Genomic DNA, 24823 nt, shown 5'->3' with positions numbered 1-24823 from the left:
TCAGGTGACGGCCGCGGCCTGCTGGGCCAGCCAGGGGTCCCACCCCCGGCCCAGCGGGTCGCGGCCCTGGCCGGGCGGCTGCCCGGACTCCCAGGCGGCGAACGTGTCCGAGCCGCAGTGCAGGCTCAGCATCGCCGGCAGCCCGGTGCGCGCGAGCGCGACGAGGGAGACCCGGGCCGTCGGTGCGACCGTGCGGCCGTAGCGCGCGGTCGTCAGCTGTGCCGGCGCCACCAGGGCGGTCCCGAAGGCGAGGTCGAGGTCGAGCCGGACGTGGGTCCCGCGCCGGTCCAGCTGCCAGGCCTTGGCCCACACCGGCTGGCCGGAGACCCCGGCGTTGCGCTGCACGGCCTGGAAGAGCGCGACGTCCGACGGGCGGAGCCGACCGCCGGCCGTGAAGGTGGAGGAGCCGGCCCGGAACACCCAGGTCGTGCGACTGCCGCCGCGACCGATGCGCTGCGCCTCGGCGACGTCGTGGGCGGCGCCGCCGCCGGAGGTGACGGTGATCGTCTCGGCGTCGCGCTCCACGTCGTACGTCACCGGGCCGAGCAGGGCGGTGGTGACCGCGAACCAGGTCGTCAGCGCATCGGTGCGCGCTGCGCCGTCGCCGAGGTCGGAGCCGACCGTGAGCGCCGACGTCGGTGCGTCGGCGGGCACCAGCGTGACCCGGCGCGCGGGGTAGTCGAGCCTGTCCGCCACCTTCTCGACCTCGTCGACGAGGTCACCGAGCGTGGTCGGGCTGTCGATGCGGGCGCCGTACGTCACGCGGATGGCGGGGGCGTGGTCGGGCGTCGGAGGCGTCACCTGGACGGCGACGACCTCGTGGACACGGCCGAGATGCGTCTGCACGGTGCGTGCCCCGTCGACGGTGTCGGCACAGCCGGTCAGCGCCGCGCCGGCCAGCGCCGCGACCAGCGCGAGCGCGGATCCGCGTCGCCCCCCGACGAGCCCCATGTCGAGCATGCTCCCGCATCCGGGTGCTGCCCGCGACGGTTTCGGACGAGGACGGCGCTTGACTTGAACTGTCCATGAACTTGTCGGATGGGAGCATGCACGCGATCCGTCACCATCGCACCGGTGCCCCCGACGTCCTGGTCCTCGAGGAGCTCCCCGACCTGGAGCCCGCGCCCGGACAGGTCCGGATCGCCGTCGAGGCGGCCCGCGCGCACGCGGACCTCGAGGGTCGGCGGGCACTCGGGAAGGTCGTGCTTGTGAGCCCCCGATGAATTCGCTCGGCAGTGTCGGTCCCACCAGCGAGACTGGGTGGCAGGAGGAGAGATGACCGACACCGACGTCGCATCGACCGGCACCAGGCTGCCGCGAGCGCTGACGCCGTTCCGGCACCCCTCCTACCGACGCCTCGCGGTGGCGCTCGTGCTGGCGACGTTCGCGGGCGGCGTGTGGGTGGTCGGCCTGGTGTGGGAGGTCATCCGGCTCGACGGCGGGCCGGCGCAGCTCTCGCTGGTCTCGACCGCGAGCGCCGTGGGCGTGCTGCTGCCGGCGCTGCTCGGCGGCGTCGTCGCCGACCGGGTGCCGCAGAAGGTGATCCTGCTCGGCGTCGCGGCCACCGAGCTCTCCTGCATGGGCCTGGTCGCCGTCTTCTCGCTCGCCGACCTGACGCAGCTGTGGCACCTGGTCGTGGTCGGCTTCGTGATCGGCGCGGCGATGGCGTTCTACTACCCGGCGTACTCCGCCTGGCTGCCGGCGCTGGTGCCCGAGGACGAGCTGCTCGCGGTCAACGGCGTCGAGGGGATGATCCGGCCGACGATCGGCCAGGCGCTCGGTCCCGCGGTCGCCGGCGTCGTCGTCGGGGCCGCGTCACCCGGGGCCGCGCTGACGGTGGCCGCCGTCTGCTCGCTCGCGGGCCTGGTCGCGCTGGCGACGGTGCCGCTCACGCCCGTACGCCGCGACGCGGAGAGCGGGCCGACCTCGGTCCTGCACGACCTGCGTGAGGGCTTCGTCTACATGGTGCGGACGCCCTGGCTGCTCGCCACCCTGCTCTTCGCCTCGCTCATGGTCTTCCTGATCATGGGGCCGCTGGAGGTGCTGCTGCCGTTCCTGATCAAGGACAAGCTCGGCGGCGGACCGGGCGACCACGCGCTGGTGCTCGCCGCCTTCGGCATCGGCGGCGCGGTGGGCTCGCTGGTCGTCGCCTCGCGACCGATGCCACGTCGCTACCTGACCTGGATGAACCTGATGTGGGGCGTCGGCTGCCTGCCGTTCGCCGTGATGGGCGTCGCCACGGCGATCTGGCAGCTGGTGGTCGCGGCCTTCGTGCTCGGTGCGCTCTTCTCGGCGCCGATGGTGATCTGGGGGACGCTGCTCCAGCGGCGGGTCCCGCCGCACCTGCTCGGCCGGGTCTCCTCGCTCGACTTCTTCGTCTCGGTCAGCCTGATGCCGGTCTCGATGGCGGTCGCCGGCCCGGTCTCGGAGGCGATCGGCCTGCGCACGACCTTCCTGATCGCGGGCACGCTGCCGGCGGTCGCCGCCGCGGTCGCGATCGTCGCCGCCCGGCTGCCGCAGGACGAGGTCGCGCACCCCCTCTAGAGGGACTCGAGCACCTCTTCGTTGTGCCGGTGCCCGACGGTCTCGTAGCCGACCACGGTCACCCAGGGCGTCAGTGCGACGACCAGCAGCGACCAGGTCAGCGAGGCGCCGGACGCGACCAGCGTGACCCCCGCACCGAGCACGCCCGCCGAGACGAGGACCAGCACCAGGTGGAAGGGGTCGAACGTCCGGGTCAGCAGCGCGTAGAGCGTGAAGAGCAGGCCGACGTACACCGCCAGCGGGACGACGACGGCCAGGACCGTCTCGGTGTCGCTGAGCACCGAGTGCTCCTCGAGCCGGTACGCCGCCGCGTGCAGGCCGGCGCCGACGCCGACGAGCGCGCCGAAGACCGGGATGTGCCCGTAGCCCCACGCGAAGCACCGCTCCCGGTGGGCGTGCAGGAGGTCGCCGCTCGGCAGCACGAAGTAGGTCCACCACATCCCGAAGGTGACCCCCACGCCGGCGATCCCGAGCACGGCGACGTCGACGGTCCAGCCCTTCTCGTCGATGATCGCGGCGAGCGTGGCGACGGTGCCGATCAGTCCTTCGCCCAGGGCGATGATCACCAGCAGGCCGTAGCGCTCGGCGATGTGGTGCGGGTGCCACGGGGTGCCGACGAGCACCTTCTCCGCGACGAGCGGGCCGATCGCCTCGACCAGGACCAGCAGCACGATCAGGACGAACGTCACCGGGATCGACGTCGGTGCCAGCGCGAGCGCGATCCACCCGGCCTGGCTGATCAGCAGGGTGACGATGAAGGTCCGGCAGACCGTCGTCCGCTCCGGGTCCTGCCGCGAGGCGCGCCACCACTGGAAGACCATCGGCACCCGCATCACGACGTACCCGAGCACCATGACGCTGTTGTCGACGTGCTCGCCCTCGTGCAGCGAGTCGAACATCTGCGGCAGCCCGAGCGCGAGGATGAGCACGCCGACCATCTGCACCATCGTGGTCAGCCGGTAGATCCAGTCGTCGGTGTCGTACGCCGAGGCGAACCAGGTGAAGTTGATCCAGGCCCAGCTCACGGCGAAGACCGCGAACGCGAAGCCGAGGACGCCCTCGCCGACGTAGCCCTCGGCCAGGAAGTGCGCGAGCTCGCTCGCCGCCGCGCCGAAGGCGATGACGAACGTGAGGTCGAAGAGCAGCTCGAGCGGGGTCGCGGCCCGGCCCGTCTCGTGCGGGTCTCGGCCCGCCATCGGCACGACGGTGTGCGTCATCCGCTCCGGCATGCGGGCAGCCTAGGAGGAAACCTCAGATGCCGGGGCCGAGCGCGGTGGAGAGCGCGCCGCGGGAGTGGATGCCGAGCTTGCGGTAGACGTGCGAGAGGTGCCACTCGACGGCCTTGACCGTGACGACCAGCTGGTCGGCGATCTCGCGGTTGGTCAGGCCGGTCGCGGCGAGGCGGGCGACGCGCTGCTCGGCCGCGGTCAGCGACGCGAGCGTCTCGCCCAGCACCGGCTGGGGCTCCTCGCCCATCCGGCCGAGGAGCCGGCGGACCCGGCCGAGGAGCGGCCACAGGTTCTCGTTGCCGGCGTACGTCTCGGCGCCGCGCAGCAGGGCCAGGCCCTCGGCCGCGTCGCCCGGGCCACCACCGAGCAGCAGCAGGCCCGCGAGGTCGGTCTCGATCTGCGCCTTCAGCCGCGCGGCCTCGACGCCGTCGAGCTCGTCGAGGGCCTGGCGCAGCAGCGAGCCGCGGTCGGTGTGGGCGTCGACGGTGGCGAGGGTGCGCAGCCCGAGCGCGATGGGGTACGCCGCGCCGGCCGTGCCCGCCAGGGTGAGGTGCTCGCGGGCGAGCGCCGTGCCCTCGACGCGGTGGCCGAGGCGTACGGCGGCGAGCGCCGCGGCCGTCCGCCACGGGATCAGGTCGGGGATGTCGGTGGTCTCGTCGAGCAGCCGGGGGATGCGGGTGAAGTGCGCCGCCGCGAGGTCGATCTCGTTCACGGCCGCGCAGAGCTCGCCGCGACCGTAGTGGGCGGTCGCACCGGCGAGGCCGGGCCGCTCGAGGAAGACGCCGAGCCGCTCGCCGACGGCGCGTGCCTCGGCCAGCTCGCCGCGCGCGAGCCGGCAGTCGAGGGTGGTCGAGAGCAGTGCCGCGCGCTGGACGTCGTCCAGCTCGCCCTCGGCGGCCTCACCCGCTTGGGTGAGGTAGCCCAAGGCCGCGCCGATGGCTCCGGCACGCGAGTTGAGCAGCCCGCGACCCAGCAGCTCGGGGGCATCGACGATCGCGCCACGCTTGGCGACGTCAGAGCCGGAGCTGACCTGCGGGGACGGCATGGTGCTGAGCGTAGGAACAGGCGCTTCTCGGCGAGGGGAAACGCAGGAAACTTTGCGCTGGACCAGTCAGGCGCGGCCCAGGAAGGCCAGCAGCCGGACGTCCGCAGGCGCCTCGTCGGGGACCGGCAGGGCGGGTCCGAACCGGACGCCGCGGTCCGCCTGCGACACCGTCAGGTGGGCGACCGGGAGCAGTGCGGCGGCCAGGTCGGAGGGGACCGGCGCGGGCGTGGTCGCCTCGGCGACGTCCCATCCGTGGGCGGTGATCTCGAGCGCGGCCGTGGCGACCAGCACCGCGCTCGCCAGGTCGAGGCCGCCCACCAGCACGTCGCCCGGTCCGGGCCTGCTCCACGCCCCGAGCAGGGCGCAGGCCTTCTCCTCGATGGCTGCGACCCGGCCTTCGGTGGTGTGCGTCAGGTGCACCTCGACCCGGCCGCCGGCCGCCTCGGTGAAGGCGTCGAGCGAGTCCTCCATGTGCACGAGCAGGTCGCCGAGCCGCCAGTCGCCACACGGGGTCGGACGGTCGAGCAAGCCCCCGTGGACGTCGTTCAGGCGGGCCCGGGTGTAGTCGAGCGCCCGGCCGAGCAGCTCGACCGAGGCGGGGAGGGTGGTGGTCACGAAGTGCCGTGCACCGTGTAGTCGGCGGGCAGCCGCGCGGGCAGCCCGAACGTGTCGAAAAGCGAGAGGTCGAAGAACGCGGTGACGTGCCGGACCTGGTCGCCGTCGAGGTCGAGGACCTGGAGCTGGAACGCCGTGAAGTCGCCCTGCGGCGTACGCATGTAGAGGCCGTACGCCGGCTGGCCGTTGGCGGTCGTCGCCACCATCGGCATGTCGCGGGCGCCGCCGGGGCACTCGTTGCCGATCAGCCAGCCGATGTTGGCGCGGCCGCGGTACCAGCTGGTGAACGGCGGCATGTCCCAGGTCGCCTCGGCGGTGAGCATCCCGACGATCGAGTCGACGTCCTTGCGCCAGAACGCGTCGACGTACCGCTCGAGCAGCTGCTGCTGCGCGGCGGTGAGGTCCGGCTCGACGGTGTCGGCGGTCAGGCCGCGCTCGGCGAGCTGGGCGTGCGCGCGCTGCAGGGCGGAGTTGACCGCGGCCGTCGAGGTGTCGAGCGCCTCGGCGACCTCCGCGGCCGACCAGCGCAGCACGTCGCGCAGGATCAGGACGGCCCGCTGCCGCGCGGGGAGGTGCTGGAGGGCGGCGACGAACGCCAGCCGGATGGTGTCGCGCTCGGCCACCTGCACGGCGGCGTCGGGCACCGGCTCGAGCCAGGTGACCTCGTGGTCGATCTCGAGCGCGTCGCCGGCCATCGCGTCGGGGGTGCCGAGCCCGGCGGGCAGCGGCCGGCGCGGGCGGTTCTCGAGGTTGGTGAGGCAGACGTTGGTGGCGATCCGGTAGAGCCAGGTGCGCACCGAGGAGCGGCCCTCGAAGTTGGCCGACGCCCGCCACGCGCGCAGGAACGTCTCCTGCACCAGGTCCTCCGCCTCGTGGACGGAGCCGGACATCCGGTAGCAGTGCGCGAGCAGCTCACGCTGGTAGCGCTGCGTCAGCGTCGAGAAGTCGTCGAGCTCGGTGGTCGGATCTTCGAGTGTCGCCATGACCTGTCCAGTCTGCATGGCACTACCGACCCGCGTCGACCGCCAAACTCATCGCTCGCTCCGCAGCGGGTACGGCGAGCGCCCGGTCGGCCGGGACCAGCCCAACCCGGGTGCGCCGGTCGAGCAGGTCGTCGACGTCGGCCGCGCCCTCGTGGGTGACCCCGAAGATCAGCTCGGCCAGCGTGACCGGGACCCCCTCCGCGACCGGCGCGAGGAGCTCGTCGTCGCCCAGCCCGCTGACGGCGCGGGCGTTGTCGAGCACCAGCCGGGCGTCGGTGCCGAAGCGGCGCACCAACCGGGCCGGTTCCTCGAGCTCGGCGAGCCGAGGTCGGGGGGCCGCCCCGAGCAGCGGGAGCTCGGCGGTGCGGCACGGTTCCGCCCGCAGGCCGGCGTGGGTGACCGCGGCGTCGACGGCGTCCTCGGCCATCCGGCGGTAGGTCGTGAGCTTGCCGCCGACGATGGTGACCACGCCGGTCCCGCTGGTCAGCACGGCGTGCCGCCGGGACAGGTCGGACGTCGCGCCGGACCCGTCGCCGGACGAGAGCAGCGGCCGCAGCCCGGCGTACGCGCCGATGACGTCGCTGCGGTGCAGCGGCCGCTCGAACGCCGCCGACGCGACGTCGAGCAGGAAGCCGATCTCGGGCTCGGACGGCTCGGGCACGTCGGGGATGTCGCCGTCGACGGGCTCGTCGGTGAGGCCGATGTAGATCGTGCCGTCCGGCTGCGGGAGCACGTTGATGAAGCGGCCGGTCGTGCCGGGCACCGGCGCGAACACCGAGGTGCGCAGGCCCGGGATGCTCGACCCGCGCAGCACCAGGTGGGTGCCGCGGCTCGGCCGCAGCGTCACCTCGGGCACCAGGTCGCCGGCCCAGACGCCGGCGGCGTTGATGACGGTGCGGGCGGTGACGGTGCTCGTCCCACCAGTCAGCTCGTCGCGGAGCTCGACCTGGGTGCCGGTGGCGCTGAGCACGCGCGCCCGGGTGCGGACGTGCGCGCCGTACGACGCAGCGGTGCGGGCGACGTTGGTGACCAGACGTGCGTCGTCCTCGAGCTGGCCGTCCCAGGTGACCAGGGCGCCGCGCAGGCCGGCGGTCCGGAGCGGGGCGAGCTGGAGGGCCTCGACCGTCGAGATGCGGCGGGGCCGCGGCAGCGTCGAGGAGGACGTGCCGGCCGCGCGGCGGAGCACGTCGCCGCCCAGCAGGCCGGCGCCGGTGAGCACCGCGATCCGCCGGGTCGTGACCGAGCCGAGCGGGATCACCATCGACAGCGCGTGGGTCAGGTGCGGCGCGGTGACGTCCATCAGGATGCCGCGCTCGACGGCGCTCTCGTGGGCGACGCCGAACTGGAGCTTCGCGAGGTAGCGCAGGCCGCCGTGGACGAGCTTGGAGGACCAGCGCGACGTACCGAAGGCGAGGTCGTGGGCGTCGACGGCCAGCACGGACAGCCCGCGGGTGACGGCGTCGAGCGCGACCCCCACGCCGGTGATGCCGAGGCCGATGACCACGACGTCCACATCGGTAGGAGCACCCTCCAGGCCGGGGGTGATGCGGGTGCTCGTCATGGCAGGAGTCCTCGGGTCAGCGCGCGACGGAGCTCGGAGTCCAGGTCGTCGAGCGAGACGACGTCGTCGACCATCGTGTGGGCGGAGAGCACGAACCCGTGCGCGGCGAGCAGCATCGCCCGGGCCATCAGCTCGGGGCTGCCGTCGCGCACGTCGCCGGCGGCCTGGGCCTCGCGCAGGGCGGCGACGGTGAGCTCGAGGATCGCGTCCTGCGAGCGGCCGCGCCGCGAGAAGAGGTAGGGGAGGATCAGCTCGGGGTCGAGGTCGACGATGCGGACGAAGAGCTCGTTCTCCCGGAGCCGTCGCACCGTGCCGACGATGTCGCCGACCAGCCGCTCGACGGTCGGGGTGTCCGGACCGTTCGTGGTCTGGGCGTCGGCCAGCGCGTCGGCGACGACCGTGCCCCACTCGCGGGTCATCAGGTCCGAGAGCAGCTGCGGCATGTCGGCCCAGGTGCGGTAGATGGTCATCCGGGAGACGCCGGCGCGACGTGCGACCTCGGTCAGCGTCGTACGCCGCCAGCCGACGTCGAGGATGCAGTCCCGGGCGGCGTCGAGGTACTGGCTCTCCCGATCTTCGGGGGACGGCTCGGTGTTGTGACGAAGTGACGTCATGTGTCACAGTGTAACGCATGTCGTCGAACGAGCAGAGCGCCGAGATGCACCCGTCCCGCTGGGGAGACCCGGCCCGCGCCCAGGCTCTGCCTGCTGAGACCCGCGGCCTGGTCGAGATGGTCTTCGGCCTCGAGGACCGCCCCGCCGTGCCCGAGGCGCCGCTGGCCGCCCCGGCGATCGAGCCGACCGTGCTCGCCGCCCTCGTCGATCTCCTGGGCGACGACCACGTGCGCACCGACGACGACACCCGCCGGCTGCGCACCCGGGGCAAGTCCACGCCCGACCTGGTCAAGGCCCGCACCGGCGACCTGACCGACGCACCCGACGCCGTCGTCCGCCCGGGCAACCACGACGAGGTCGCCGCCGTGCTCGCCCTCGCGGTCGAGCACCACCTCGCGGTGGTGCCCTTCGGCGGCGGTACGTCGGTCACCGGTGGCCTGGTCGCGGCCCGTGCTGGGTTCGCCGGCGTGCTCAGCCTCGACCTGGTGCGGATGAAGCGGCTGGTCTCGGTCGACCACGTCTCCATGACCGCGACCCTCGAGCCCGGCCTGCGCGGTCCCGAGGCTGAGGCGCTGCTCGCTGCCGAGGGCGTGACGCTCGGCCACTACCCGCAGTCGTGGGAGTACGCCTCCATCGGCGGCTTCGCCGCCACCCGCTCCAGCGGTCAGTCGAGCGCCGGCTACGGCCGCTTCGACGCGCTCGTCGTCGGCCTCACGGTCGCCACCCCGCGCGGCCGGGTCGCCCTCGGCAGCGCGCCGGCCAACGCCGCCGGCCCCGACCTGCGCCAGCTCTTCCTCGGCTCCGAGGGCACCTTCGGCGTGATCACCGCCGTGACCGTCCGGGTCCGGAGGGTGCCGGTCCAGAAGGTCTACGAGGGCTGGCGCTGGGCATCCTTCGCCGAGGGCGCTGCGGCGATGCGTGCCCTCGCCCAGTCGGGCCTGCTGCCGTCGGTGCTGCGGCTCTCCGACGAGGCCGAGACCGCCATCAACCTCGCCGACCCCGACGCGATCGGCGGCGAGTCGAGCGCGGGCTGCCTGATGATCACCGGCTACGAGGGCGAGCCCGCGGCCGTCGAGGCCAAGCGTGCCGCGGTCACGGCCGTGCTGGCCGGGCTCGGTGGCACCTGCGTCGGCACCGAGGCAGGCGAGAAGTGGTCGCACGGCCGCTTCGACGCGCCGTACCTCCGCGACTCGATGCTGGACGCCGGCGTGCTGGTCGAGACCCTGGAGACCGCGACGTTCTGGTCCAACGTCGAGCGCTTGTACGCCGACGTGAAGACCGCGCTCACCGCCTCGCTCGGCGACCCGTCGATCGTCCTCTGCCACATCTCGCACGTCTACGAGACGGGGTGCTCGCTCTACTTCACGATCGCCGCGAAGGAGGCGGCCGATCCGCTGCCCCAGTGGGAGCGGGCGAAGGTCGCCGCCAGCGACGCGATGGTCGCCGCCGGCGCGACGATCACCCACCACCACGCCGTCGGCACCGACCACAAGCCGTGGCTGGCGCAGGAGATCGGACCGCTCGGCGTCTCGGTGCTCCGCGCGGTCAAGGCCGACCTCGACCCGACCGGCATCCTCAACCCGGGGGTGCTGATCCCGTGAGCTCCCCGAAGAACGACAGGGCCTTCACGTTCCTGGTCAACCCGACGTCGGGCGGCGGTGCCGCGCCGGGAGCCGTCGTGCCCGTCGCCCGCGCGCTGCGTGAGGCCGGGGCGGGCGTCGACGTGACCTACTCACCCGGGCCGCAGGCGATGGCGCGGCTGGTCGACGAGGCCGTCGAGCGCGGCGACGTCGTCGTGTCGGTCGGTGGCGACGGCATGCTCTCCTCGCTCGCCGGGCTGGTCGCGGGCCGCGACGCGACCCTGGGGGTGGTCCCGGCCGGCCGTGGCAACGACTTCGCCCGGATGCTCGGGCTGCCCGACGACCCCGAGGAGCAGGCGCGGGTGCTGCTGGAGGCCGACGTACGCCGCATCGACCTGCTCGCCGTCACCGGGATAGGCCGGGAGCCCGGGGAGCGGCGGATGGTCGCCGGGTCGGTCTACGCCGGCGTCGACGCCCGCGCCGCCGAGATCGTCGACGGGGTGCGGTGGATGCCGCGCTCGCTGCAGTACCCGTACGCCGCGCTGCGCGCGCTCGCGAGCTACCGCCCCGGTCGCTACCGGGTCTCGGTCGACGGCGAGGTGCGGGAGTACGACGCCGCGACGGTCGTGGTCGCGAACTCGGCGTACTACGGCAAGGGTATGCGGATCGCCCCGCCCGCGTCGGTCCAGGACGGGGTCCTCGACGTGGTCGTGATCGAGGCGGCGTCGCGGCTGGCGCTGATGCGCTCGCTGCCGAAGGTGTACGACGGCGGACACGTCGACCTCGACGAGGTGACCGTGCTGTCCGGGACCCGGGTCGAGGTCACCGGCACACTCCGTCGAGCGCAGGGTTCGTCGATCCCGGTCGGCGGCGACGGTGAGCCGCTCGGTCCGCTCCCGACGCTGGGCTCCGCGCCCGCCGTGGTCGAGGTCGTCCCCGGCGCGCTCGGCATCATCTGCTGAAGGACCAGACCAGCAGCTCGGTGGGCACGGCGGCGGTGACCGCGTGCGGTGGTTCGTCGCTGATCCGGAAGGCGTCACCCTCGGAGAGCGGCTCGGCCAGCGAGGAGCGGATGAGCGCACCGCTGGCGACGTAGACGTGGACGAGACCCTCACCGGGCAGCGTCACGGTGTCGCCCGAGGCCAGCCGCGCGACCTGCAACGTCGCGGCGCCGACCCGGGTCACCTCCGTGAGCTCGCCCGGCACCGCGTCCACCGGAGTCACGGCGTACGCCGGCGCGTCGTCGGAGGTCTCAGGCGTCAACCAGGCCTGGACGAACCGGGTCGGTCGGTCGGGTCCGGCGACCTCCGCGTGGGTGACGCCGGTGCCGGCGGAGAGGACCTGCACCTCGCCGGGCCGCACGACGCCGGTGTGCCCCTCCGAGTCCGAGTGGTGCAGCTCGCCGGTGAGGACCCACGTGACGATGTCGAGCTCGCGGTGCGGGTGGTCCTCGAAGCCGCGGCCCGGGCCGAGCAGGTGGTCGTCGTGACAGACGAGCGGACCGAAGGCGACGTTGTCGGGGTCGTAGTGCTGCCCGAAGGAGAACGAGTGTCGGGTGATATGTCCCTCACCCCGGGTGAGGAAGCGACCTGTTCCACGGCGGATCTCGACGCTCACAGGCATCATTGTGCCCGTGCCCGACCCTCGCCCGACCTCGGGTCTTCCTCAGCTCCCACCCGGCTTCCGCTTCGGAACCAGCACCGCGTCGTACCAGATCGAGGGCGCCGCGACGGAGGACGGCAAGGGCCCCAGCATCTGGGACACGTTCAGCGCCCAGCCGGGTCGGATCCTCGACGGATCGAGCGGCGCCGTCGCCTGCGACCACTTCCACCGGTACGCCGAGGACGTGGCCCTGATGAAGCGTCTCGGCGTCGGCGGCTACCGGTTGTCGGTGTCGTGGCCGCGCATCCAGCCGAACGGCTCCGGCCCCGCGAACGCGAAGGGCCTGGCGTTCTACGACCGGCTCATCGACGAGCTGCTCGCCAACGACGTGCAGCCGATGGTGACGCTCTACCACTGGGATCTGCCGCAGTCGCTCGAGGACGACGGGGGCTGGCTCAACCGTGCGACCGTCGACCGGTTCGCCGAGTACGCCGCGATCCTGGGTGAGCGGTTCGCCGACCGGGTCGAGCACTGGATCCCCGTCAACGAGCCCAACGTCGTGATGATGATGGGCTACGCCACCGGCATGCACGCGCCGGGCCGGGAGCTGATGTTCGACGCGATGCCGGTCGCCCACCACCTGCTGCTCGGGCACGGGCGGGCGGCGGTGGCGCTGCGCGCCGCGGGCGCGACCAGCGTCGGCAGTGCCAACAACCACGCGCCGATGTGGCCGGCCAGCGAGGACGAGGCGGACGTGGGGGCGTCCAAGCTCTTCGACGCGCTGTGGAACGGGATGTTCATCGAGCCCATGCTGCTCGGCCGCTACCCGGCCGACCTGGAGCCGCTCTTCGAGGGCATCGTGCGCGAGGGCGACATGGCGATGATCCGCCAGCCGCTCGACTTCTACGGCGTCAACTACTACAACCCGTTCAAGATCGGCGCCGCCGGCGAGGACTCGGAGATGCCCTTCGAGTTCCGCGAGCTCCTCGGCTACCCCGTCACCGACTTCGGCTGGCCCGTCGTGCCCGACGCGATGCGTGAGCTGCTGATCCTGCTGCGCGCCCGCTACCGGGCGGCGCTGCCGCCGATCTACGTCACCGAGTCCGGGTGCGCCTACAACATGGGACCGGACGATGCTGGCGTGGTCGACGACCAGCAGCGCATCGACTACCTGGACGCCCACCTGCGCGCCGTCGCCACGGCGGTGCAGCGCGGCGTCGACGTCCGCGGCTACTACACGTGGTCGTTGATGGACAACTTCGAGTGGTCCGAGGGCTTCACGCAGCGCTTCGGCCTCGTGCACGTCGACTACGACACCCTGAAGCGCACGCCGAAGCGGTCGTTCGACTGGTTCGCCGAGATGATCGCGGCGCAGACGAGGTCGTTGGGCTGACGCTTCAGCCGAGCGGCTCGTCGACGGCGTCGAAGGCGCGGGAGAGGTACGGCGCCATCAGCGTCGAGTACTCCTCCGAGACGTGCGCGAAGTCGCGGTAGACGATGACCCGGCCGATGACGGCGTAGCAGAGCTCGTCGTCGCAGAACTGGTCCGTCAGCTTGATGAGGCGTACGCCGGGACCGGCGGTCGCGACGGCATCCGCCTCGGCGTCCGGGACGACGGCCCGGTCCCGCGGGCTCGCGCAGGCCTCGGGGTCCCCGGGGTTGGCGGCCACGCAGTTCGGGGAGTTCTTGCTGTCCTTGGTCTCGGGCACGTCGTGGATCACGACGACCTGCTTGCCGGCGTCGGTGAGCCGCTGCCAGACCGCGTGGAAGCCGTCGGTCGCCGGGTCGGCGAAGTCGGTGTCGGGGCCCTGCTCCCACTGGTAGGTCGAGGAGTCGGCCGACACGAAGACGGTGTCGATCTCGGGGTCCGCGAGGATCTGCCGCTCGATGTCCTCGTTGCCGTCACGGCACAGCTCGTAGCGGTGCTCGGGCCAGTCCTTGCGGACGGCGGTGGCGTCGGTCAGCGGGCAGCCGGACCGGGTGAAGGTCCGCACCCGCCAGCCGCGCTCGCGCCCGATCCGGTCGAACGCCGGGAACCAGTGGGTGGAGTGCGAGTCGCCGGCGACGGCGATGGTCCGCTTCGGGTCGTCGGTGGTGCCGAGGTCGCAGGTGTGCACGGCGACGACGGTCGGCATCGACATGCAGCCGGGGAAGGCCAGCACGTCGTTCTGCTCGACGACGGCGGCCGGGTCCTGGATCGGGTCACCCTCCCCGCCGACGGGCCCGCAGTCAGCGCGGTTCTCGGGGTCGAGCGTCGAGGGGCCGATGCACGGGGTGTCGCCGGCCAGCGCCTTCTCGACGACCCGGTCGGAGGCGGCCTGGGCGGCCGCCACGTCGCGGTTCAGGTCGGCGTGCAGCGCCCCGGCCGATGCCACGACGACCACCATGCCCGCAGCGCCGAGGGCGTAGGCGCGCCACGGGACGTCGGCGAGCGCGCGGTTGGTGCGCACCGGGTCCTCGACCCAGCGGGTGCACGCCCACGAGACGACGAGGGTGGCGAGGAAGATCCCGACCTTGTCGCGGGTGCGCAGGTCGACGCCGGTGATGAAGGGGAGGACGACGATCAGCGGCCAGTGCCACAGGTACATCGCGTAGGAGATGTCGCCGACGAACGTCGCGGGCCGCCACGACAGCGGCCGGGAGACCGCACCCGCCGCGGTGCTGGTGCCCGCGACGATGACCGCCGCCGTACCGAGCACCGGCACGGCCGCGATCCACCCCGGGAACGCCGTCGCGTCGGACAGTGCGAAGCCGGCCCACACCACGGCCGCCAGGCCGGCCCAGCCGAGCAGCACCCGCAGCGGCTCCCGGGTCCGCAGCCACGGGTCGGCCGACGCGCCGAGGAGCCCGACCAGCGCACCGACGCCGAACTCCCAGGCCCGGGTCGGGGTCACGAAGTAGGCGCGCGCGGTGTCGTGGGACGTGATGACGACCGAGTAGACGAACGACGCGAGCACGACGGCGCCGAACACCCCGGTGAGCACCGGTCGGAGCGCGACGCCGCGGCGGCGTACGAGCAGGAGGGCGGCGACCACCAGCAGCGGCCAGACGAGGTAGAACTGCTCCTCGACCGAGAGCGACCAGTAGTGCTGCACCAGCGTCGGCTCGTTGCCGATCGCGGAGTAGTCCACCGCCTCGGCGGCCAGCGCCCAGTTCTCGACGTAGAGCGCGCTGGCGCCGATCTGGCGCAGCGTCTGCTCCCACATCGACTGGGGCACCCACACCCAGGTCAGCACCAGGCTGACCGCGAGCACCAGCAGCGAGGCGGGCAGCAGCCGGCGGATCCGGCGGCCCCAGAACCGCACCAGCGAGAGGTGCGAGGTCGAGTCCGCCTCGCGGAAGAGGTGGGAGGTGATCAGGAAGCCCGAGAGCACGAAGAAGACGTCGACGCCGACGTAGCCGCCCGGCACCCGGTTGGGGTAGAGGTGGTAGGCGATCACCAGCAGGACGGCGACCGCGCGCAGTCCCTGGATCTCCGGCCGGAACCCGCGCCGGACCGTGTTCTCGCTGTTCATCGCGCCGGGAACCTTACCCGCGGGGCGCGCCCGACCCTCCATCGTCGAGCGCGGTCCGGAGGCCCTCGACGATGCGTTCGAGCCGGTCGGCGCTGGTCGCGAGGTTGAGGCGCACGTGCCCGGTCAGCCCCGGCTGGTAGTCCTGCCCGGGCGCCAGTCGTACGCCGTGCGCGAGCGCGGCAGCCGCTGGGTCGTCGACGCCGTACGCCCGCAGGTCGAGCCAGGCGAGGTAGGTCGCCTCCAGCGGCCGCATCCGGGCCTTCGGCAGGCGGTCGGCGAGCAGCTCGGCGAGCAGGGCGCGCTGCTCGGCCAGGCGCTCGACCAGCGCGGCCAGCCAGTCGTCGCAGTCACGCCACGCGACGGTGCCCGCGACGACGCCGAGGCTCGACCAGGTGTTCTGCGCGGGGATCGGAGCGGCCTCGAGCCGGGCACGGTCGGCCGGGTCGAGCACGACCAGCTGGGCGCCGTGGGTGGCCGGCATGTTGAAGGCCTTGGACGGGCTGGTGACCAGGACCGCACGGTCGTCGAGGCTGAGGTACGGCGTGAACGTGGCGCCGGGCAGCGTGAGCGGCGCGTGGATCTCGTCGGTGATGACGCGGGCGTCGTACTCGCGCGCGAGCGCCGCCAGCCCGGCGAGCTCGCCGCGCGAGGGCACGTGGCCGAGCGGGTTGTGCGGGTTGCAGAGCAGCAGGGTGCGCGCGCCGGCGGCGAAGGCGCGCGAGACCGCGGCGAGGTCGAGGCCCGCGTCGTCGGACTCGGGGTCGAGCTCGATCGGCACGACCTCGCGGCCGGTGACCTCGACCGCGTGCACGAAGGGCGGGTAGCACGGCATCGGCACGACGACCGGTCCCGGCGGGCAGAGCACCTCGAGGGCGAGCCGGATGCCGCTGACCACGCCGCCCGTCGCGACCGAGGCCCCGGCCGGGACGTCCCAGCCCCAGTGCCGGGCGGCGAACCCGGAGAACGCCGCGCCCAGGTCGTCGCCGTGCGGCGGGTAGCCCAGCGCGCCTCGTCGTACGGCGTCCACGAGCGCCTCGGTGATCGGCTCGGCCTGGGCGTAGTCCATCTCGGCGACCCAGGCCGGGACGACGTCCGGCAGCTCCCACTTGAGCGGCAGTGCGGCCCGGGCCTCGTCGTCGGTGAGATCGCGAATCACCTTCGCAACCTACCGTTGGGTCATGCGACGGCTGGTGGCGTGGGGGCTCGGGGCGCTGCTCGCGCTGTCGGCCTGCACCGACGACGAGCCGGAGCCGCCCCAGGCCGAGCAGTCCCCGCCACCGTGGGTCACCGAGACGCTGCCGGCCGAGCCGGCCACGACGAGGCCGCTGGTGATCGCCGTCAACGCCCGGCGGCCGCCGCTCGCGCTGACGGAGCGTCAGGCCCGTCGGGTGGTCCGGGGCGCGGTCACCGACTGGCGGCAGCTCGGCCAGCCCGCCGGCCCGCTCCGGACGACCGAGCGCACCGCCGGCCTCCGGCACCTGCCGATGGACACCGTCGCGGTCGTCGCCGCGGACGCGGTCGGCCCGGCCGTCCGGGTGGCGACCGTCGACGCGGTCGACCCGCTGCGCGACCCGGCGGCGTACCCGATCCAGGTCGAGGGCCCCGAGCCCGGGCCGGTGACCACACTGACCGTGGTCGGCGACATCATGCTCGGCCGACGCGTGACCGGGCTGCCTGTGCTCGAGCCGATGTCGGACCGGCTCGCCTCGGCCGACATCACGATCGGCAACCTCGAGAGCACGCTCTCGGACGCGGGGCCGCCGACGCAGGGCGGCGACTCGTTCCACGCCCCTCCCGAGGTACGGCGCGACCTGCGGCTGGCGGGCTTCGACGCGCTCGGGCTGGCCAACAACCACGCCGGCGACTACGGCGACGAGGCGCTCGTGGAGACGGTCCGGCTCCTCCAGGAGAGCGGCCGGCCGACCTTCGGTGCGGGGGCGGACCTCGCCGAGGCGCGGCGGCCGGTGGTGCTCGAGCGCAACGGGGTGCGCTTCGGGTTCACCGGCTTCAACGCGATCGGGGAGACTCCCGAGGCCGGACCCGGCCGGCCAGGTGCGCTGTCGATCAGCATGCCGCCGCGCACCGGCCCGCTCGACCGGCGCGAGCTCCGCCGGGTGCTCGGCGACGTACGCCGGCTGCGGCGGCACGTCGACGTCGTGGTGGTGGTGCCGCACTGGGGCACGCAGTACACCCACCGGCCCGAGCCGATCCAGCACCAGGTCGCCCGCGCGCTCGTGACGGCCGGGGCCGACCTGGTCGTCGGCGGTCACCCGCACTGGGTGCAGGGTGCCGAGCAGGTCGGCGATGCGCTGGTCGTGCACTCGCTCGGCAACTTCGTCTTCGACATGACGACCCCGCAGACCAACGAGGGGCTCGTGCTGGAGGCGACCTTCTGGGGCGACCGGCTGATGGCGGCCGACTTCGTGCCCTACCGGTTGGGCGCCGACCATGCACCGCGCGTCGTGCCGCGGTGGCAGGCCGCCAGCATCCTGGACCCGTTCTGGGAGCTCAGCTCGCTCGCAGCCACGCGATGAGGAGCCTGCCGACGCGACCCAGCTGGGCGGGGTCGACGACCGACGGGACGTCCTGCGCCGAGTGGTAGCCGGCGTACGGCGTGCTGCCGATGCGCGCCGCGAGGAAGCCGGCGTCGGCGAACGACTCGTGGTCGCTCGCCGAGTCGTGCTCGACGACGGTCGCGATGTCGAGGTCGCCGGCGACGTCGGCGAGCCGGTCGCGCAGCGCGGCCGGCGTGCCCTCGACCGACGACACCGGCACGACCCGGCCGACCCCGACCCGGTCCAGGGACACCATGGCGCGCAGGTTGACCCCGTCGTCGCCGAGCCGGGCGACGTACTCCTTCGACCCGAAGTGGTGCAGCTCGCCCGGCCCGCGCGGCTCCTCGCCGCCGAAGGCGACCAGGACCACCTGGCCATCACCACCCAGCACCCGCGCCAGCTCGAGCAGCACCGCGACCCCGGAGGCGTTGTCCTCGGCGCCGGGCGCCACGGCGACCGTGTCGAGGTGCGCTCCGATGACGACGTACGGCGCCGCCGGGTCGAAGCCCGGCCCGGTCGCGACCACGTTGGCCGACCGACCGGCGTCGACCGGGACGCCCCACGAGTCGCCGGCCGGCACCCGGAACGACTGGCGCCGCACCGAGTAGCCCTCGGCGGCGAACCGCTGCTCGACGTACGCCGCCGCCTCGCGGAACGCCGGCCCGGTCGCCAGCCGGGGGCCGATCCGACCCGCCAGGTGGCGGACCGTGCGCATCGCCCGGGCCGCCTCGAACCGGGCGGGCGGCTCGGGCGTGAGGCTCGGCGTGCTGGTCGGCGGCGCGGGCGTCGTCACCTCGGGGGCCGCCGGCTCGACGGGCCCGACGGCCGGCTCCGACGTGCAGCCGGTCGTCAGGAGGACGGTCGCGAGCGCGGCCGCGGCGATCCGCATACGCTCGATCGTATGGACAGCTCCTGGCGGATGGCGATCACCGCTACCCGGCACTGCCTCACCGGATGCGCGATCGGCGAGGTGCTGGGCATGGTCCTGGCGACCTGGTGGGGCTGGCACAACGTCGGGAGCATCGCGCTCTCCGTCGTGCTGGCGTTCTTCTTCGGCTACCTGCTGACCTTCAGCGGCCAGCGCCGGGCGGGCGTGGACGTCCGCAACGCCGTCCGGGTCGCGCTCGCGGCCGACACCGTCTCGATCCTCGTGATGGAGATCGTGGACAACGGGTTCATGCTGGCGGTGCCCGGAGCCCTCGACGCGACCCTGTCCGACGGGCTCTTCTGGGCCTCGCTGGTAGCCGGTCTAGCCGTCGCCTTCGTGATCACGGTCCCGGTCAACCACTGGATGATCGGGCGTGGGCTGGGTCACGCCAAGGTCCACCAGATGCACGAGGACCACCAGCACTCCTGAGCACGGCCCTACGCTTCTCCCATGCGTGTACGTCGAATGCTGGCCGCTGCGGCCGTCCTGCCCCTCACCCTCGCCGCAGTCGCGTGCGCCCCGGAGTCCGACGGCGGGTCCAGCGCCACCGACCCCGCCGACACCTCGAGCGCCAGCGCCGACACCTGCGCCACCGACGCGCTCGCCCTGAAGACGCCCGGCCAGCTGACGATCGGCACCGACTCCCCGGCGTACGAGCCGTGGTTCGTCGACAACGACCCGACCAACGGCAAGGGCTACGAGTCGGCGGTCGCCTTCGCGGTCGCGGAGCAGCTCGGGTTCAGCAAGGACCAGGTGAAGTGGATCAAGGTCCCCTTCAACAACTCCTACGCCCCGGGGGCGAAGGACTTCGACTTCGACATCAACCAGATCTCGATCACCCCCGAGCGGGCGAAGGTCGTCGACTTCTCCGACGGCTACTACTCGGCCGCGCAGGCCGTGGTCGCGCTCAACGGCACCAAGGGCGCCGAGGCGACCAGCCTCGCCGACCTCCAGGGGCTGCGGCTCGGTGCCCAGACCGGCACCACCTCGCTGACCGCGATCCGCGACGTCATCAAGCCCGACACCGACCCGGCTGTCTTCGAGGACACCAACGCGGCGAAGCAGGCCCTGCAGAACGACCAGGTCGACGCGATCCTCGCCGACCTGCCCACCGCGTTCTACATCACGGCAGCGGAGATCGACGACAGCACGATCGTCGGGCAGTTCCAGCCGGAGACGGGCGAGCAGGAGGAGTTCGGCATGCTCTTCGAGAAGGGCAGCGAGCTGGTGCCGTGCGTCAACCAGGCCCTGGGTGCGCTGAAGGACGACGGCACGATCGACCAGCTCGAGCAGCAGTGGCTCTCCGACGTCGTGGACGTTCCCGTCCTCCAGTGAACGCCTGGCAGCCCAGCGCCCGGGAGCTCGAGCGACGCCGGGTCCGCCGGACCCTCCACACCCGCTCGGTCCTCGTCGCGACCGTCCTGACGGTCGCGGTCTTCGCGGTGGTCGGCGCCGTCGTCGTGACGTCGCCGGGTTGGGCGACGGTGCGGGCGACGTTCTTCGACTGGCAGATCGCGAAGGACACCTTCCCGGACATCCTCGACGGCTTCTGGCTCAACGTGAAGCTGTTCCTGGTCTGCGAGGTGTGCATCCTCGTCCTCGGGCTGGCGGTGGCGCTCGCGCGGGTGTCGAGGTCGCCGTGGCTGACGCCGGTGCGGATCGTCGCCGTCCTCTACACCGACCTCTTCCGTGGCGTGCCGACCGTCCTGCTCGTGCTGCTGCTCGGCTTCGGAGTGCCGGCGCTGCAGCTGCAGGGACTCACCAACGACCGCTACTTCTGGGCGGGGGTCGCGCTCGTGCTGTCGTACGGCGCGTACGTCGCCGAGGTCTACCGCTCCGGCATCGACTCGATCCATCCCTCCCAGGTCGCCAGCGCCGAGGCGCTCGGTCTCAGCCGGGCCCAGACGCTGCGGCACGTGGTCGTCCCGCAGGCCGTGCGCCGGGTCGTGCCGCCGCTGCTCAACGACTTCATCTCGCTGCAGAAGGACACCGCCCTCATCTCCGTCGTCGGCGTCTTCGACGCGGTCTTCACGGCGCGCGACTCGACGGGCTACCTGTTCAACTACACGCCGTACGTCGTCGTCTCGGTGATGTTCATCGTCATCACGATCCCGCTCGCGCGCTTCACCGACTGGCTCGGGCGCCGGATGATGCGCCGCGAGAGGGCGGGGGCCCGATGAGCGCGCTGCTGGCGGTCTCCGGGCTGCGCAAGTCGTACGGCGACCGCGTCGTGCTCGACGACGTCTCGCTCGACGTGCAGAAGCACGACGTCGTCTGCCTGATCGGCTCGTCCGGCTCGGGCAAGTCGACGCTGCTGCGCTGCCTGAACCTGCTCGAGGAGATCGACGACGGCGTCATCACCTTCGACGACCGCGAGATCTCGGACCCGCGGGTCGACGCCCGCGCCGTACGGTCCCGGATCGGCATGGTCTTCCAGGCCTACAACCTCTTCCCGCACCTCTCGGTCCTGGACAACTGCACGCTCTCCCCGCGCAAGGTCCACGGCGTACGACGTGCCGACGCCGAGGCGCGGGCCCGCGAGCTGCTCGAGAAGTTCGGCCTCGCCGACCACGCCGCCAAGCACCCCGACCAGCTCTCCGGCGGACAGCAGCAGCGCGCCGCCCTGGTCCGGGCGCTCTGCACCAACCCCACGCTGCTGCTGCTCGACGAGATCACCGCCGCGCTCGACCCCGAGCTGGTCGGCGAGGTGCTCGAGATCGTGCGCGCCGAGGCGGAGGCCGGCATGACGATGGTGATCGCCACCCACGAGATGGCCTTCGCCCGTGACGTGGCCACCTCCGTCTGCTTCCTCGACAATGGCCGGATCCTCGAGCAGGGCCCGCCCGCCGAGATCTTCAGCAACCCCCGCGAGGAGCGGACCCGCGAGTTCCTGCGCCGGGTCCTACCGGCCTGACGCCGGGCGGCGGTGAGCAGGCAACCGTTCTGGCGGCGATTCGGCGGGCAAACGGTTGCTGGATCACCGCTCCCCGCGCGCTCGCCGGTGGATGCGATCTCGGCGCGGACCGACCGCGGTCGACACCGACCGGAAGAGCAGGAGCCACTCCCGGTCGAACCTGGGCGGCGGCCCGTCGTACCCGGCCGCCAGCAGCGTTCGGAACACCTCGCCCACCAGCGTCTGCGGTCGTCCGAGCCGCTCCTTGGTGACCTGGACGTACCGGACGCCGGCGGCACGCATGAGCGCGTAGCGGTCGAGGTCGGAGCTGTACTGCGAGCGGTCCTCCTGGTGCTGGCTGCCCTCGTACTCCACGACGGTCCGCCACTCGCGGTAGACGAGGTCGCCGATGACGACGACGTCCTCGTGCACGTCGATCGGGACGTTGGCCTCGGGCCGGGGGAGACCGGCGAACGTGAGAAGCGGCCTCAGCTCGCTCTCCTTGAAGGATCGCGATCGACCGTCGAGGTGGTCGAGGACCCAGACTGCCTCGTCGGCTCCGTGACGCCAGAGTCCGGAGAGTGCCAGGGCACGGATCTCTTCAATCGTCGTGTGGTGATGGTGGAGTAGCCAGTCGCCGACCGTGATCGCGTCGATGACGCGTGCGTGTGCGCAGTAGGAGAGGTACGCCGCCGCGACGGTCACGCCGACGTCGTCGGTCGGCGGCAGCAACGTGGTGCGGTGCAGGAACACGCCCTCGAGCTCGAGGTGGAGATCGCCCTGCACGACGAACCGGATCGGCTGTCGAGGCCCGAAGTCGAGGCCGAGCTGCTGAAGCCTGGTGATGCCGGTCAGATGGGCACACTCGGGTAGCGCGAGGCGCGCGGCGACGATCCAGTCGTGCTCGCTCATCTCGTGACCGGCGAGGCACCAGACGCCCTGGTGGAGTCGCACGAAACGGCGACCCTGGAGCATCCGCGACGTCACGCCGGCACGTCGGGCGTCGGCTCGGGTGAAGGGGCCGCTCTGGAGTCGCGAAGGGATCGGGCGCATCACTGCATCCGACGCGGATCTCTCCGACGGCGCATCCGTCAGAGTCGAGTCTGTGGACAGACCCGCCGCGGGAGGCGATGTGAATGCCAACTGGCCCGGGGCGGCGGTGAATGAGCAACCGCCCCGAGGACGGATGAGGCCAGAAATGGTTGCCTGCTCACCGCTGCCCGGCGCCGCCGCCGGCCTGACGCTGACAGCACTTCTGTCATGATGCGGGACATGACGTACCAGCTGGGGCAGGGCACCGGGCCGCTCAAGGGCGTGAAGGTCGTGGAGATCGCGGGCATCGGGCCGGGGCCGCACGCGTGCATGATCCTGGCCGACCTCGGGGCCGACGTGATCCGCGTCGAGCGACCGGGCGGCCAGGCGCTCGCGGGTGGTGCCACGATGCTGCTCAACCGCGGTCGCCCGAGCGTCGCGCTCAACCTCAAGGACCCGGCGGCGGTGGCCACCGTCCTGGAGCTCGTCAAGGGCGCCGACGTCGTCATCGAGGGGATGCGACCCGGCGTGACGGAGCGCCTCGGCCTGGGGCCGGGCGACTGCCAGAAGGTCAACCCGCGCATCGTCTACGGCCGGATGACCGGCTGGGGCCAGGACGGACCGCTCGCGCAGGCCGCCGGCCACGACATGAACTACATCGCCATCACCGGCGCGCTGCACATGATGGGCCAGGACAAGAGCCGCCCGCACTTCCCGAGCAACCTGGTCGGCGACTTCGGCGGCGGCTCGACGTACCTCGTCATCGGGATCCTGGCCGCCCTCCTCGAGGCCAAGGTGTCCGGCCAGGGGCAGGTCATCGACGCCGCGATCGTGGACGGTACGGCGCACCTCAACGCCATGAGCGCGGCGTTCCTCGCGAGCGGTGGCTACCGCGAGGAGCGCGCCGCGAACCTGCTCGACGGAGGCGTCCCCTTCTACGACATCTACGAGACGTCGGACGGCAGGCACATGAGCGTGGGGTCGCTCGAGCCACAGTTCTTCGAGACCCTCGTGACGCTGCTCGGGGTCAAGGACACCTGCCCGGGCCAGGGCGAGCCGCAGCGGTACGACGAGATGCGGCAGGTCTTCACGGACACCTTCCTGTCCAGGACCCAGGCCGAGTGGGTCGAGCTCTTCGAGGGCACCGACGCGTGCGTGGCCGGCATCGTCCCGTTCACCGAGGCGGTCGAGCACCCGCACCTCCAGGCCCGCGGCACGTTCGTCGAGAAGGACGGCCTGACGCAGCCGGTGCCCGCGCCCCGTTTCTCGCGCACCGAGCCGTCGCTCTCGCTGCCCCCCAGCAAGGCGGCCGGTGAGCACACCCGCGAGGCGCTCACCGCCTGGGGCATCGCCGACGTCGACGGCCTCATCGAGAGCGGCGTCGCCGTCCAGACGTGAGGCCGTTCCTCTTCATCGGCACCCGCGCCGAGGACGCCGCGGCGGACAGCGAGTACGCCGCGGTGCTGCGCTGCTCGGGCCTCGACGAGCCCGACGTACGCCGGGTGCGTCTCGAGCGCGACGAGCTCGGCCCGGTCGACCTCGACGACTGGTCGGGCGTCATCCTCGGCGGCGGCCCCTTCAACGTCAGCGACCCGCCGGAGGCCAAGAGCCCGGCCCAGCTCCGCGCCGAGGCCGAGCTGCACGCCCTGGCGACCCGGGCGGTCGCCGAGGACACGCCGTTCCTCGGCGCCTGCTACGGCATCGGGGTCCTGGGCACGCTGCGCGGCGGCGTCGTCGACCGCACGTACGGCGAGCCCATCTCCTCCCGCGAGATCACCCTCACCGACGCCGGTCGCGAGGACCCGTTGCTCGGCACCATGCCGCCCGCGTTCGACGCCTTCCTCGGCCACAAGGAGGCCGTCAGCGTGCTGCCCGAGGGCGCCGTGCTGCTGGCCTCCAGCGCGGACTGCCCGGTGCACGCCTTCCGGCTCGGGCACAACGTCTACGCCACGCAGTTCCACCCCGAGCTCGACGTCGAGGGGCTCTGCCTGCGCATCGACACCTACCGTGGCTACGGCTACTTCGAGCCGCACGAGGCCGACGACCTGCTCGCGATGGCCCGTGCCAGCCACGTCGAGCACCCGACCCGGCTGCTGTCCCGGTTCGTCGAGCTCTACTCTCATTGAC

Annotated in this window: 24 protein-coding genes; 12 read left to right on the top strand and 12 right to left on the bottom strand. The window is 72.8% G+C overall.

The features are described from left to right. Positions 1-951, bottom strand: a complete 951-nt coding sequence (locus ACFPYL_RS00405) for a hypothetical protein (protein ID WP_379149239.1) — start codon at positions 949-951, stop codon at positions 1-3. Positions 952-1046: 95 nt separating this feature from the next. Between ACFPYL_RS00405 and ACFPYL_RS00400 the strand changes: the two genes are divergently transcribed. Together ACFPYL_RS00400 and ACFPYL_RS00395 are read left to right on the top strand one after the other, a co-directional pair. Further along, positions 1047-1223, top strand: a complete 177-nt coding sequence (locus tag ACFPYL_RS00400; protein ID WP_379149237.1) for a hypothetical protein — start codon at positions 1047-1049, stop codon at positions 1221-1223. 52 nt (positions 1224-1275) lie between these two features. Then, positions 1276-2544, top strand: coding sequence for an MFS transporter (locus ACFPYL_RS00395; protein ID WP_379149235.1), 1269 nt, complete (start codon positions 1276-1278; stop codon positions 2542-2544). Here the strand turns inward: ACFPYL_RS00395 and ACFPYL_RS00390 are convergent. The 6 genes from ACFPYL_RS00390 to ACFPYL_RS00365 form a co-directional block, all read right to left on the bottom strand. Beyond that, complete coding sequence (locus ACFPYL_RS00390) at positions 2541-3773, bottom strand: low temperature requirement protein A (protein WP_379149233.1); 1233 nt, start codon at positions 3771-3773, stop codon at positions 2541-2543. The two genes, ACFPYL_RS00395 and ACFPYL_RS00390, sit on opposite strands and share 4 nt — an antisense overlap. 22 nt (positions 3774-3795) lie before the next feature. Further along, entirely contained in the window at positions 3796-4818 is a 1023-nt protein-coding gene (locus ACFPYL_RS00385) for a LuxR C-terminal-related transcriptional regulator (RefSeq protein ID WP_379149231.1), read from the bottom strand. 66 nt (positions 4819-4884) lie between these two features. Next, positions 4885-5433: a TIGR03086 family metal-binding protein gene (locus tag ACFPYL_RS00380; RefSeq protein ID WP_379149229.1), complete on the bottom strand. Its 549-nt coding sequence runs from the start codon at positions 5431-5433 to the stop codon at positions 4885-4887. Beyond that, positions 5430-6416, bottom strand: coding sequence for a sigma-70 family RNA polymerase sigma factor (locus ACFPYL_RS00375; RefSeq protein WP_379149227.1), 987 nt, complete (start codon positions 6414-6416; stop codon positions 5430-5432). The genes ACFPYL_RS00380 and ACFPYL_RS00375 overlap by 4 nt, the downstream gene beginning before the upstream one ends. Before the next feature lie 22 nt (positions 6417-6438). Then, entirely contained in the window at positions 6439-7977 is a 1539-nt protein-coding gene (locus tag ACFPYL_RS00370; protein WP_379149226.1) for a glycerol-3-phosphate dehydrogenase/oxidase, read from the bottom strand. Then, on the bottom strand, positions 7974-8591 hold the full coding sequence (locus ACFPYL_RS00365) for a TetR/AcrR family transcriptional regulator (RefSeq protein ID WP_379149224.1): 618 nt from the start codon (positions 8589-8591) through the stop codon (positions 7974-7976). The genes ACFPYL_RS00370 and ACFPYL_RS00365 overlap by 4 nt, the downstream gene beginning before the upstream one ends. A gap of 17 nt (positions 8592-8608) precedes the next feature. Between ACFPYL_RS00365 and ACFPYL_RS00360 the strand changes: the two genes are divergently transcribed. Next, positions 8609-10192 carry an FAD-binding oxidoreductase gene (locus tag ACFPYL_RS00360; RefSeq protein ID WP_379149222.1) on the top strand — a complete coding sequence of 528 codons (1584 nt, stop codon included), beginning with the start codon at positions 8609-8611 and terminating at the stop codon, positions 10190-10192. Continuing rightward, entirely contained in the window at positions 10189-11133 is a 945-nt protein-coding gene (locus ACFPYL_RS00355) for a diacylglycerol/lipid kinase family protein (protein ID WP_379149220.1), read from the top strand. Before ACFPYL_RS00360 ends, ACFPYL_RS00355 begins: the two co-directional genes overlap by 4 nt. Here ACFPYL_RS00355 and ACFPYL_RS00350 read toward each other — a convergent pair. Further along, positions 11123-11788 (bottom strand): pirin family protein, encoded by a 666-nt coding sequence (locus tag ACFPYL_RS00350; RefSeq protein ID WP_379149218.1) that lies wholly within the window; start codon positions 11786-11788, stop codon positions 11123-11125. The genes ACFPYL_RS00355 and ACFPYL_RS00350 overlap by 11 nt on opposite strands. 16 nt (positions 11789-11804) lie before the next feature. On the opposite strand from ACFPYL_RS00350, the gene ACFPYL_RS00345 reads away from it, so the two are divergent. Next, positions 11805-13166, top strand: a complete 1362-nt coding sequence (locus ACFPYL_RS00345; RefSeq protein ID WP_379149216.1) for a GH1 family beta-glucosidase — start codon at positions 11805-11807, stop codon at positions 13164-13166. Between the two features lie 4 nt (positions 13167-13170). On the opposite strand, the gene ACFPYL_RS00340 is transcribed toward ACFPYL_RS00345, so the two are convergent. Both ACFPYL_RS00340 and ACFPYL_RS00335 read right to left on the bottom strand, forming a co-directional pair. Further along, positions 13171-15288, bottom strand: a complete 2118-nt coding sequence (locus ACFPYL_RS00340) for an acyltransferase family protein (RefSeq protein ID WP_379149214.1) — start codon at positions 15286-15288, stop codon at positions 13171-13173. A 13-nt stretch (positions 15289-15301) separates the two neighbouring features. Then, the gene (locus ACFPYL_RS00335; protein WP_379149212.1) at positions 15302-16444 is read right to left on the bottom strand and encodes a MalY/PatB family protein; all 1143 of its coding nucleotides are present in this window, start codon (positions 16442-16444) and stop codon (positions 15302-15304) included. A gap of 22 nt (positions 16445-16466) precedes the next feature. On the opposite strand from ACFPYL_RS00335, the gene ACFPYL_RS00330 reads away from it, so the two are divergent. Next, on the top strand, positions 16467-17822 hold the full coding sequence (locus tag ACFPYL_RS00330; RefSeq protein ID WP_379149210.1) for a CapA family protein: 1356 nt from the start codon (positions 16467-16469) through the stop codon (positions 17820-17822). Here the strand turns inward: ACFPYL_RS00330 and ACFPYL_RS00325 are convergent. After that, positions 17797-18732: a M28 family metallopeptidase gene (locus ACFPYL_RS00325; protein ID WP_379149208.1), complete on the bottom strand. Its 936-nt coding sequence runs from the start codon at positions 18730-18732 to the stop codon at positions 17797-17799. The genes ACFPYL_RS00330 and ACFPYL_RS00325 overlap by 26 nt on opposite strands. A 12-nt stretch (positions 18733-18744) precedes the next feature. On the opposite strand from ACFPYL_RS00325, the gene ACFPYL_RS00320 reads away from it, so the two are divergent. Genes ACFPYL_RS00320 through ACFPYL_RS00305 form a run of 4 tightly spaced genes read left to right on the top strand, consistent with a single transcriptional unit; the run spans position 18745 to position 21685 of the window. Further along, positions 18745-19200: a DUF4396 domain-containing protein gene (locus ACFPYL_RS00320; protein ID WP_379149207.1), complete on the top strand. Its 456-nt coding sequence runs from the start codon at positions 18745-18747 to the stop codon at positions 19198-19200. Positions 19201-19221: 21 nt separating this feature from the next. Further along, positions 19222-20106 carry an ABC transporter substrate-binding protein gene (locus ACFPYL_RS00315; RefSeq protein WP_379149205.1) on the top strand — a complete coding sequence of 295 codons (885 nt, stop codon included), beginning with the start codon at positions 19222-19224 and terminating at the stop codon, positions 20104-20106. Beyond that, positions 20103-20951, top strand: coding sequence for an amino acid ABC transporter permease (locus ACFPYL_RS00310; RefSeq protein ID WP_379149203.1), 849 nt, complete (start codon positions 20103-20105; stop codon positions 20949-20951). Before ACFPYL_RS00315 ends, ACFPYL_RS00310 begins: the two co-directional genes overlap by 4 nt. After that, positions 20948-21685: an amino acid ABC transporter ATP-binding protein gene (locus ACFPYL_RS00305; protein WP_379149201.1), complete on the top strand. Its 738-nt coding sequence runs from the start codon at positions 20948-20950 to the stop codon at positions 21683-21685. Before ACFPYL_RS00310 ends, ACFPYL_RS00305 begins: the two co-directional genes overlap by 4 nt. Before the next feature lie 63 nt (positions 21686-21748). On the opposite strand, the gene ACFPYL_RS00300 is transcribed toward ACFPYL_RS00305, so the two are convergent. Next, positions 21749-22717: a hypothetical protein gene (locus ACFPYL_RS00300; protein WP_379149199.1), complete on the bottom strand. Its 969-nt coding sequence runs from the start codon at positions 22715-22717 to the stop codon at positions 21749-21751. A gap of 219 nt (positions 22718-22936) precedes the next feature. Between ACFPYL_RS00300 and ACFPYL_RS00295 the strand changes: the two genes are divergently transcribed. Further along, a complete protein-coding gene (locus ACFPYL_RS00295) occupies positions 22937-24094 on the top strand; it encodes a CaiB/BaiF CoA transferase family protein (RefSeq protein WP_379149197.1) in 1158 nt (385 codons plus the stop codon). Continuing rightward, entirely contained in the window at positions 24091-24822 is a 732-nt protein-coding gene (locus ACFPYL_RS00290; protein ID WP_379149195.1) for a glutamine amidotransferase, read from the top strand. The genes ACFPYL_RS00295 and ACFPYL_RS00290 overlap by 4 nt, the downstream gene beginning before the upstream one ends. Position 24823: the final 1 nt, after the last annotated feature.

The organism is Nocardioides hankookensis, from assembly GCF_042658885.1.
In the GTDB taxonomy this organism is placed as follows: domain Bacteria; phylum Actinomycetota; class Actinomycetes; order Propionibacteriales; family Nocardioidaceae; genus Nocardioides; species Nocardioides hankookensis.
Note: the sequence above shows the minus strand (reverse complement) of the source record. Positions and strands in the feature narration are given on the sequence as shown.